At 71.3% G+C, this 10,997-nt stretch carries 6 protein-coding genes and 1 pseudogene; 5 read left to right on the top strand and 2 right to left on the bottom strand.

Annotation, left to right across the window (positions count from 1 at the left end; genetic code table 11):
- From FF041_RS34660 to FF041_RS34670, 3 genes are all read left to right on the top strand, one after another.
- Window positions 1-824 (top strand): WD40 repeat domain-containing protein (locus tag FF041_RS34660; protein WP_407698221.1); only part of this gene is annotated, 824 nt, incomplete at its 5' end.
- A gap of 119 nt (window positions 825-943) precedes the next feature.
- The gene (locus FF041_RS34665; protein ID WP_153526410.1) at window positions 944-2,176 is read left to right on the top strand and encodes a helix-turn-helix transcriptional regulator; all 1,233 of its coding nucleotides are present in this window, start codon (window positions 944-946) and stop codon (window positions 2,174-2,176) included.
- 382 nt (window positions 2,177-2,558) lie between these two features.
- Window positions 2,559-3,290 (top strand): ribonuclease H family protein, encoded by a 732-nt coding sequence (locus FF041_RS34670; protein ID WP_153526411.1) that lies wholly within the window; start codon window positions 2,559-2,561, stop codon window positions 3,288-3,290.
- Window positions 3,291-3,555: 265 nt separating this feature from the next.
- On the opposite strand, the gene FF041_RS40680 is transcribed toward FF041_RS34670, so the two are convergent.
- Window positions 3,556-3,714 (bottom strand): hypothetical protein, encoded by a 159-nt coding sequence (locus tag FF041_RS40680; protein ID WP_407698222.1) that lies wholly within the window; start codon window positions 3,712-3,714, stop codon window positions 3,556-3,558.
- 1,216 nt (window positions 3,715-4,930) lie between these two features.
- On the opposite strand from FF041_RS40680, the gene FF041_RS34680 reads away from it, so the two are divergent.
- Together FF041_RS34680 and FF041_RS34685 are read left to right on the top strand one after the other, a co-directional pair.
- A complete protein-coding gene (locus FF041_RS34680) occupies window positions 4,931-6,976 on the top strand; it encodes an SMI1/KNR4 family protein (RefSeq protein WP_153526412.1) in 2,046 nt (681 codons plus the stop codon).
- Between the two features lie 987 nt (window positions 6,977-7,963).
- Window positions 7,964-9,991 carry a HelD family protein gene (locus FF041_RS34685; RefSeq protein ID WP_323393582.1) on the top strand — a complete coding sequence of 676 codons (2,028 nt, stop codon included), beginning with the start codon at window positions 7,964-7,966 and terminating at the stop codon, window positions 9,989-9,991.
- Here FF041_RS34685 and FF041_RS38425 read toward each other — a convergent pair.
- Window positions 9,972-10,997, bottom strand: a pseudogene (locus tag FF041_RS38425) (hypothetical protein); the annotation flags it as partial. The gene FF041_RS34685 and the pseudogene FF041_RS38425 sit on opposite strands and share 20 nt — an antisense overlap.

The raw sequence follows: 10,997 nt of genomic DNA on the forward strand, positions 1-10,997 counted from the left end.
ATGATCTGGGGGCGCGCTCACCCCGGTCGCCCGACCGGGGCTGGGTGGAGGAGTGGCACCCGGCCGAGTACGTCCTGCCACCCCGGCCCGGGGTCACCGGGATGGCTTTCGCCACGTTCGGGACACCCGCCGACACCTTCGGCGTGTCCTGGTCGACACCCCGGCGGAAAGCCATCGAGTCGGTCGACCGTTACGACGCAGGGCACGGTTTCCGCTGGTCCAAGGCGTACGAGAGCCGCGACGGCAGGGTGCTGGTCGCAGACAGGCAACGCGGCGGGTTCATCACCGAACGGCGCCGGATGGTGTTCACGGAGACCGGGGGCGACTCGTCCGCCATCATGCACGGCGAGGGACGGGCCGTCTCAGTGGCCCTCTCCCGCCGTGGCGACCTCCTGGCGATGGCCGACGCGAGCGGCCGGGTCACCCTGTGGGGCGACTTCGGCGAGCGGAACCTCGGGGTCCTGGCCCCGGGGGAGCAACCTCTGCCCGGGAGCCGGGCCGAGCAGCCCGTCGCGCTCGCGTTCTCCCCGGACGACGCGACCCTCGCCGTCGGTGACAGCCACGGGAGGATACGGCTCTGGGACACCGCGAAGAACCGGAGTGTGCCGCTACCGCCCGCAGACGGCCCGGTGCTGGCGCTCATGTTCACCGCCGACGGCTCACAGCTTCGGGTATCGACCCCGCATATGGCGTCCCGCACCTACGCGCTGGACCCCGCCGAGGTGGCCGAGTCGCTCTGCCGACGGATCGAGGATCTTCCCTGGTCCGCGTTTGTGCAGGAGGACGGTTCCTACGAACCCAGCCGGCAGCGGTGCCCTTCCTGACCGGGCGCGGCAACGACCGGGCGCCCACGCCATGAACCCGTCCGCCGACGTCAGAGCCGCGTACGCGAGACCCTCCTTCAGCTTCGCCTCGCCGACGCGTCAGATTCCCCGTGCTGCGGATGGGGCCCCGCCCTGACCAGGGACCGGCACGAACTGCATGGGGTGCCAGGAGCGGCGCTGTCACCGCCCTCTCCCCGGGAAGCCGAGGACATAGCGGCCCTCAGCGTTCCGAGCCCGCACCGCCCCGAGCCCGCACCGCCCCGAGCCCGCACCGAGCCCCCGGATCCGTCACAGCCACGCAGGTCCCGCCGGCCCGCCGGCGGGCGCGTTCCCCCAGCCCGTGCTGCGCCTCCACCACCCTCAGCGGGCTGGCCTTCACCGCGCTGGGCGGCGTCGCCGACATCGACCGCTCCTATGTCTCCCATATCGTCAGCGGCGAGCGGCTCCCCTCCGGGGAGGTCGCCTGCCGCATCGCCCGGGCCTGCGGCTCGGACCCCGAGGACCTGCGCCCGCTGTGGAACGCGGCCCGCGGCCGGCCGGTCCCGGAGCCTCCCGCCCTGTCCCCCCGGCTCCTTCCCTCCGACCCGCTGCCGGACCGCGCTCTGACCGGAGACGAGGCGATCCGGCTGCCGGCCGGCGCCCGTATCGCCGACTGGGCCTCCCCCATGTCCCCGGCCCTCTGCCCGGGCGGCCCGGTCCTCGTCTTCCCGCCGGTGCGGCAGACCGTCCGTTCCCCCACCGTGCCCCCGGATCCGCCCACGGAGCGCTCCGGCCCTTCGGGCTTCCGGCCCCGAGGGACGCGGATGAACACCCGCCTGCCCGTTCGGCGCGCGGGCAGCGCCCAGCCCCTCGCTCTGGTCATGCCGCCCGTCTTCGAGGCATTCCACGCCCTCTACAGCCCCCTCTACGTCTCCTATGCCCGCGCCCACCTGGCGGCCGGCGCCGCCCAGGACGCCGTCCGGACGGCGTTCGGCCTGGTGGCCGTCCACTGGCAGCACGTCGTCGCCCGCCCCCTGCCGACGGCAGCCGCCTGGGACCATCTCGTCGCCTGCACCGGCAGCCGCACCCACCCACTGCCCCTGGAGACCCAATCCCCCCTGCACTACGACACCCTGGTCCTCCACCATCTCCTCGGGCACGGCATCGGCGCCATCGCCATCGCCGACGCCACCTCCGCTACCTCCTCCACCACCCGCGGTAGCCGACCGTTCCGTGGCACGCCGAATACCAGCACCGCCCGATCAAAGGTCCGCACCTGCGCCAGAACGCCGACCGCTACCGGAGCACCTCGCACACCCAGCCCCCACGCGCCCCTCAGCGTCCCCGGCATGGACCGCGGGGAGCGGAAGTGAAAGCGCGGGGACCAGCGCAATTCGACGGCGGAGCGACGCTGCTCGCGACGTGGGCTACGCCGCCCGCCCTCACCTGGCGGCTACTTGGCGACGGTGAACTGTTCGCTCGTGCGCAAGGTGGCGGACGGCGCCAATCGGAACGAGATGAACCGGGGTTTGCAGATACTCGGATCGCGGTGATGCGCCCCCTCGGCCAGCCGGGCGCGGACGCCGCCTGCCGGTCGCCGACGAGGAGCAGGGGCCCGGGAAGGACCTCCTCCCACTGACAAGGCTGCCGCTGCCCCGGTCCTCGGCCGCCACCGCCTGCACACCCGCCGCACCCCCGCCCTGGGCCTGATCGGGCAGAACCACGGGCAGGGAGCGAGGGCGCGCCGCCGGTGGCATGATCGAGGTCATGAATGACCGCATCATCGCCGCCGCTGATGGATCGTCGAAGGGGAACCCGGGCCGGGCGGGCTGGGCCTGGGTGACAGCCGATGCGCGGGAGCGGCCACAGCGCTGGGAGTCCGGGCCGCTGGGCACTGCCACGAACAATGTCGCCGAGCTGACCGCTCTCAAAAACCTCCTGGAGTCCACCCCTCCCGGGACCCCGCTCGAAGTGCGCATGGACTCGCAGTACGCCATGAAAGCGGTGACCCAGTGGCTGCCCGGCTGGAAGCGCAACGGATGGAGGACCGCCAGCGGTGGCCCGGTCGCCAACCGTGACCTCGTCGAACGCATCGACACCCTGCTGACCGGCCGGGACGTGAAGCTCGTCCATGTCCCGGCGCATCAGCAGGGCGGTGACCTGCTGAACGCGATCGCCGACCAGGCTGCGAGCGACGCGGCCGCCACCCAGAGAGCCGCTGGAACCGCCCTCGGCGACCACGACCTGCCCGTCCCCGCACCGGAGCGAGCAGGCGCGCCTCGCACTGCACGGCGGCCTCCCGCGCGGCGGGAGAAGGGCGGCAGTCCCGTACGCACGGGAAGCGGAGTCCGGATCATTTCGGCGAAGTTCGCCGGCCGATGCCCCTGCGGTGCGCCCTACGCAGCCGGAAGCGAGATCACCAGACTCGGCGGGGGATGGGGCCACCCGGGCTGCGGGACGACAGAGCAGGGCACAGCCGACCGCTGAACCTGTCCCGCCGCGTTTCGGGGCCGCGGTCGACACGTCTGTGCACGCACGGCCATCAGAGCGGACAGGCGTGGGCGGTCGGTTCCTCCAGGGCTTGCGGACGCCTCCCCCGCACGATCTCCGCCGTCGTCACGCGGAACCAACGAGCAGACATCCTGGGCCGGCAGAGTCTGCGGAACTCTTCCACCCGGGCGGGCTGGAAAGAGGGCCTGCCAGCGCTTCGCCGGACGCCGCGGCATCCAAAAGGGCCCGGCGCTTGGCGTTGCTACGGGGCGGGCTTCCAGGTCACGGTGGCGCCGGTGCAGTCGGCTGCCAGGAGGAGGAGGTGCTGCTCGTTCTCGTCGACGGTGAGGTTCCAGCGGAGTCTGGTCGCGGTCCGTTCCGACGTGTAGCGGCACAGGGCGTCTGCGGCCGGGGGAGCCACTCGGAGGGGTCCTGGTCCGCTTTGGAGCGGTTGGAGCGGGCGGTGACAGCGACGAGCGATGCGGCCTGGCCCTGGTCGTTGGCGTAGGCCTCCCGGCGTGCGGCCGTCCATGCGGAGGCGCCGGAGTCCCAGGCTTCGGCGAGGGGACCATGTGGTCGACTGTCCCGGCCGTACCCGGTCCGGTCCTCCAGGCGATCGGCAGTCGGCTGACCGCCACACCGATCGGAACAGTCTCCGCCGCGGGGGCGGCCGCCGGTGTGGGGGCCTCGTGGGCCTGCGCGGGGAAGGGAGAGAGATAGAAGGGCGGCGAGGGCGGCAGCGGTCAGTACGGCGCGTGCCAGGTTTTGGTCATGCCCATGGGAATAGCAGTGGGCCGGGCGCCCCCGGAGCCGCATCACCGGATCATCACCTGAACGAGTGGCCGACCCTGGCCGGTTGTCGTCATTCAGTCGCGGGGATGCCGGGGGTGTATGCCACGTGTGCGCGGCCTCCACGGTCGCCCCGTGCGGGTCTGCCCTGCCCGCCGATGGCCGTCTGAAAGCTTCCGCAGGCGCGGCCGTCGCTGCGGCGCGGTTCGCTCAATCCGCACGGGCTGGCGCGGGGACTGTGGTTCGGCCGCTTTGTGCTGGTGCTTCCGTCGACGACGGTCAGTTGTCGAACCAGACCACGCAGCGGACCCGGTCGGGGATGCGCATGACGGCCCACACATCCCCCATTCCTCGTCCGGCTCGGCCTGCCGCCGGGTGCGCCGGGAGACACGGCAGAGCCGGTCTCGGCCGGTCCGTTCCGTGCCGTCGGACCAGTGGTCGACTGTGCGTCTGACGATGTCGGTATCGGTTCCGGTGAGTTCGGCGGCACGGGTGAGCGACTCGGCGGGCCCGTACTCGTGCCGGGGACCCCGTGACGTCCGGGCGGAACAGGTCGGCCGTCTCCGCCCCCGCCCGGACGTCACGGGCATGGGCGACCACGGCGTCGGCGAGGCGGTGCGGCTCAACGACCGCCCGCGCCTAGCCCTCGCCCCCCCCCTGGGCCGTCGTCCTCACCACTTCTCTGCCGCTCGTGTCGCCCGCGCCGGGGCGTTTCGATCCGCAGGGAGTGACTGATCCCCGCGTCCAGGCTGGTGGCATCACCGCCTGTCCCCTTCCCACTGCTGCGTGACCGCTTGCGGGGCGGTCGCGAGGGCGGCGTTGTCAGTGGCAGGTGCGACCGTAAGGGCATGAATGACGAAGCGAGGGCTGAAGTGCCGTTCGATTGGTGGGAGTTCCTCATCCGCTGGAGCGGCGAGTGGGCGGATGCACAGGATTTCGACGGCCTCGACGGGCCGGACGAGGAGTTGGTGGCGTCCCGGTGGCTCGGCTTCCCGGCCGCGTCCGACACGGACCTGGCGGCGCTGGAGGAGCGTGTCGGGCACCGGCTGCCGCCGTCGTTACGCGCGTTCCTCCAGGTCAGCAACGGTTGGCGCAATGCGGGCCCGTTCGTCTACCACCTGGGCGGGAGCCGGGACGTCCGGCCGCACCTGGACGGCCGAGGCCTCGGCGCGGTCTTCGCGGAGTACCTCGACGAGGACGCCTCGCCGCAGGACCGGCTGCGCGCCGGGATGTGGGAACGGGCGTTGCAGCTGGAGGTGGAGTCGGACTCGGTGCTGGTGCTGATCGATCCCCTCGACGTGGACGGGGACGGCGAGTGGGCGGTGTACGAGTACGCGCACTGGCTGGCGGCCCCGCCCGAGCGGTATCCGTCCTTCCGTCACTACATGACGGATCGCTACCGCGACTTTCACCGGATGGCCGCCGACGACGCGGCGAACGGCGATGCCCCGCCGTTCGTCAACGACACGACGCGGGCGCTGGACGAGGCGGTCGAGGAGGCGCGGCTGACCGCGCTGGGCGGGGCGTACGAGCGGGCGGAGGCGGTGCTCGCGGAGGCCTGCGCCTTCGGGCGGCCCAGAGCCGTCCGGCTCCTGGAGCAGCTGGCGGCCTTCGCCTGCGGAGGGTTCGCGCGGCGCGCGGCGGACGCCCTCGCCGCCGATCCGGTGTACGCCTCCGATCTGCTGCCCCTTGCCGCGGCCGTCCATGCGGGTGAGCACCAGGGACCGCCATGGGAGTTGCTCGCCCGCTGCACGACGCAGGAGGCGCGGGCGGCGGCCCAGGAGGCGCTGCGGGCGGCCGAGGAGGGGTCGTACCGTTTCACAGCCGCCGGCCCCCTCGGCCGGGCGGCCGAAGGGGCGCGTGATCTGGCACGCTGGGGGCGGTGGAACGAGGCGTGGCGGGTTTTGGTCGCGGCGCTGCCCCACTGGCGGCCGCTGGGCCCCGACCACCTGGCGCCGATGGGGCTGCTCGCGGATCCGGTGCTCGCCCCGTTGATCACCCCGGAGCGGGGCCGGCTGCTGCTGGGCGTGCCCCGGGGCAGTCAGGCGGGGGCGGCGCGGGAGACCCTGCACGTCCCGTCGTCTGCGGGGGACGATCCTGTGGGGCTGTCCTGGCTGGCCGACGAGGTGCCGGATCAGGTGTTCCGGAGTTATCGGGTCGTCTTCGTCGCGGACCGGGATCCGGCCGGGCTGCCCGCCCGGATCGGGCACAGCGGCCGGGACGACAACGGTGGCGGGGGCGACGGCGATCGTGAGGGCGCGGTCTCGGGCGGGCTGCATCCGCCGATGTCCCGCTGGGACGCGGAGCAGCGGTTGCGCCAGCCGCGCTGGGGCAGGACGTCTGCGGACCGGGCCCTGGTCGCGGTCGGTCAGGCGGCCCCGGGGTGGAGCTTCGCCTTCGACGGTGACCCGGCGCCGTTCGACGAGCAGCGGTTCCTCTCCCCTGCCGCGGCCGCGTCCAACGGGACCCGCGCGGTGGTGATCTGGAGCAGCTGCGCCTCCCCGGGCCGGTATGCGGCCCTGTTCCATCTGTCCATCGGGGCCGGCGGCGAGGAGGTCTGCGCATTCTCCGTGACGGGTGGGGACGCGGAGCCGCAGTGGTCCGGGGAGGTGCCCGACTGGCTCGATCTCGACGGCTTTCCCCAGACGCCCGAGGACTGGCGGGGCGGGGGAGGCAGGGATTACCCGGACGGCAGGCTGCCCGGCGAGCGGCTCGCCCTGGCCGTGCTCGAGCGCGCGCTGGGGCTGACGCTTCCCCGATCCGCCCTGCTCCACGGCCCGCTGCACACCTTCGTCACCCGGTCCTGGACCCGGCCTCCCGCACCCGGCGAGGCCGCCCTCGCCTTCGGTTGGTACCACGCCGACCGACCCGCCCCCGGCCAAGAGCGGGCGTGACCCTGCCCTCGGCAGGAATCAGTACTCGGACGGAATGGGCGATGCCCGGTCCGCGCGAACACCCCTCGCCCTGGACCTGTTCACCGACGAGGCCCATCACCCGGTGCTCCAGCAGCTTCTTGAAGTGCAGCCAGGCGCCAGGCTCTTCCAGGTCCGCCCCCGTTGCCCCGACGCGCGCCCGCGCAGGGGGAACGGGCACTGTGCCAGCGCGTGTCCAGCGCTGGCACCGGGTCGACGCCGGTTGTGGCCGGCCCCTGCCGACCCACCCGGCGTCATACTCAGGAGCGGCACCCGTACACCCATGCCACCATGCACATGCCTCCCGCAAGTCGGCATCCCGTCAACACTCCAGGGATCGGTCCACTCACCTCACCATGAGGAACATTCGTTCCCCATTCCCTACAACCAGGCGACTCTTGAGCGGATTTCGTCTTTCGAAGCTTTGGCCTGAGCTTCAACTCTTCGTAATGCGAGCATGCTTTCGTGATTGAAAATAGGGCGCATGCACCCTTCGGTGATCGAGATCTGTGCCATCGCGCCCGTTTTCAAAGTCAGGCGACCCCTCAAAGCGCAGTCAAGCCAACCGGGGGCCGGTCGACTTAACCCATTCTGTGCTCGTCTCCTCGGTCGGGTCGCCAGACGAAGCGACCAGATGCCCCCTGGCAGTGAGCTCGATGATGCCGGTCGCCTGGCCGGATCTTCCCTCTTTTCCCGAGCGCGGCAAAACATCGCCGGCATCCAAGGGCTGGCTCGCCATAAGGCAGGCGGGCATCGGGAGCGCAATGAGCGATATACGGAACGGCGGAATGCATGATACGCCATACGGTCAGCCGTCATGGATTCAGTCGCGGGGTCATGACTTGCCAAGTAAGCCAAGACTTACCTTTAGGGAACTTTGACCGTATGGTGTGGCTTGAATCGAAGGATCCCCTGTTGTCGAAAATTAATGATCCCGCTGTGCGTGCGGTTGAATCGGAGCGGGATTATGTGTCCTCCTTATATGAGTTGCTCACCGAGCGGCTTTCCGAGGCGCGAGCACACCGAGCGAGTGTGCTGAAGGCCCCGGCGGAAAGTGCCGGTGAGGCATACGAGAGAGAAATCGCCGCCGAGGGTCTGGCCAAGGAAATCGGCCGGCTGGAGGGCGCCGAAAAGGGGCTGGTCTTCGGGCGCATCGACTGGACGGATGGCACGGCCCTGCGCATCGGGCGGATCGGACTGCATACGGAGGAGGATGACCTGCCTCTGCTCGTGGACCGGCGCGCGAACGCGGCGCGGCCCTTCTACGAGGCGACACCGGTCCACCCGATGGACCTGCGGCGGCGCCGGCACCTGCGCCTCGAGGAGCGCACGGTCATCTCGGTGAGCGACGAACTGCTGGACGGGACCGCCCCGACCGACGAGGACGTCGTGGGCGACGGCCCGTTGACCGAGGCTCTGTCGGCACGGCGTACGGGCAGGATGCACGCGGCCGTCGCGACGCTGCAGGCCGAGCAGGACGAGATCGTCCGCTCCGCCCACCGCGGGGTGACCGTGGTGCAGGGCGGGCCCGGCACCGGCAAGACGGTGGTCGCCCTGCACCGGGCGGCCTATGTCCTGTACGCGTTCCCGCGCGCCGCGGAGGAGGGTGTCCTGGTGGTGGGCCCGAACGCCCGGTTCCTCGACTACATCTCCCAGGTCCTTCCCTCGCTCGGAGAGAACGACGTCGTTCTGGCGACCTGCCGGGAACTGGCCGGAGTGTCCACGGACACGGTGGACCCGTTCGATACGGCGCGTCTCAAGGGCAGCTCCGACCTCGCCGACGCCTTGGCCGGCCTGCTGCGCGTCCACCAAGCCCCCGCCGGTGACTTCACCGTGCGGGTCGGACAGGAACTGGTTCACCTCTCCGGCGAGGAAGTCGCCACGGCACGCGACACCGCCGTGGCAGCCGCACCGGGGCACAACCCCGCGCGCCAGGTGTTCAAAGAACTCTTGGTCGACGCCGTCACCGACGCGATGCAGCGAGACATGGGCGACCTCCTGGAGCAGATCGACGCCGATGCCGAAAGGATGACGGGCATCAACCTCGACCGGTTCACGGGAGCCGCCCAGCGCCGTGCCGAAGGTGCGGCCGACTCAGGTCCGGTCCACGAGCTGGACCTGGACGCCATCCGAGCCGATCTCCTCGACGACGCCGGCGTCGACCGAGCGGTCGAGGTGTTGTGGCCGCGGCTGGTACCCGGTGACCTCGTGAAGGCGCTCCTGACGAACGCCGGCGCTCTCGCCGAGCGCCTGCCCCGCCTGACCGCGCAGGAGCGGTCCCTTCTGCTGCGCGGTCCGGACGACCCGTGGACCGATGCCGATGTGCCGTTGCTGGACGAGGCGGCGAGCCTGGTCGACGGCCCCCCCGAGCGGACGTACGGGCACGTCGTCGTCGACGAGGCGCAGGAACTGACCGCCATGCAGTGGCGGATGATCGTCCGCCGCTGCCCGGCAAGGGCGATGACGCTGGTGGGTGACTTCGCCCAGGCAGGCCCGGTCGCGACAGCACGCGACTGGAAGGAAGCACTGAGCCCCCACGTCGGACCGCGGTTCAAACTGCACAACCTGACCGTCAGCTACCGCACCACGCAGGAGATCCTGGAGAGCGTCCGGGACCTGCTCACGCGGATCGCTCCGGACCAGAAGCCCACACGGTCACTGCGAAGCGGTGAGAGCCCTCGCACCGTGACCACACCTCCGGACGGGTTGGTCACCGCCGTCGTTCAGGAACTCCGCGCCCAGAGCACCGCGCACCCGGGCGAGCTTCTGGGAGTGATCTGCGCGGACACCAGGGTGAGCGAGCTGACGGCCCAGGGCATCGCTCACCACGCACGCATCGTGCCGGCGTCCGAAGCACGCGGCCTGGAATTCGACGGGGCCGTCGTCATGAACCCCGAGGAAATCACCACGGCCCGCCCCGGTGGGGAAAGGGACTTGTACGTAGCCCTGACCCGGGCCACCAAGCGCCTCTGCACAATCACCGTCCAGCCCGCCTGACGCCGGCCTTTCCGAAGGCGTTGACGCGCCGGGGAGCGCGGCCTTCCTCCATCGCCGCGGCCATCTCGCGCAGCAGTCCCACCGCCTGCACCTGCCGGGCGCTCAGGGCGGCGAGCGCATCCGGCATGCCGCGCCGGATCCGGACCTTGGATCCGCCGTCCGCGCCGTGGCTGGCCTGGGCACCCATGGAGCCGCGATCGGCGTCGGCGAGTTTGAACGCGGCGAGCCACTGCGGTGCCCGGTAGTGGATCAGCTCGTCGAACGCATCGTCGTCCGTGTCCGCGACAGCCAGCAGGGGCACGGCGCTGCTGCCGCTGAGAGCGATGCCGGCGCGGGCTTGGCGGAGCCCGATGGTCGCGTCGTCCACGCGCGGGTTCCACGCCTGCGGCCAGCTCGCCGAGCAGAGCGCGGAATAGGCTCGCAGACGCTTTTTCGTGTGCTGCTCCTCCAGCTCCTCGACGTAGGGCACGCCCTTCGCCTTGCGGATCAGAGGACGGCGGCGGTCCCCCTTGATCGGGAAAAACTGGGCGAGCAGCAGCATGCGGCGCAGATCCCGCTGCTCGTAGACCCCCGCGTCAGGCGGGCATCCGCGCAGCCGCGTGACCGGCAGGTCTCCGGCGAGGACGCCGAACATGACGTCGTCGATGATCTCGGCGGCGCGGTACTGCTCCAGGACGCGGCGGCCGACCGCGCGGTACTGGTCGGCGGACTCGAACCCCAGGGGGACGTGGATGTGGTCGCGCCGGTTCCCGGACTGCACGGTCGAATACAGCAGTTCGGGTTCGGCGTATCCGACGACAAGCCTGGCGTCGACGACGGCGACCTGGAGCGCCTGCCGCACCGGGTGATCGTCCGCGTCGGCGTGCTCCAGCTCGGCATTGCGCTCGTCCGTCCACGCTCGCAGGGCGACGGTCGTGTCGGGTGCCGTGAGAAGCGTCGTCTGGTCGGTGTTCAGGATCCGGTGTCGGCTCTTTGTCCGGTTGTTGCCCTTGACGGCAGGCCAGGC

This window comes from Streptomyces jumonjinensis, from assembly GCF_009600885.1.
Classification (GTDB): domain Bacteria; phylum Actinomycetota; class Actinomycetes; order Streptomycetales; family Streptomycetaceae; genus Streptomyces; species Streptomyces jumonjinensis.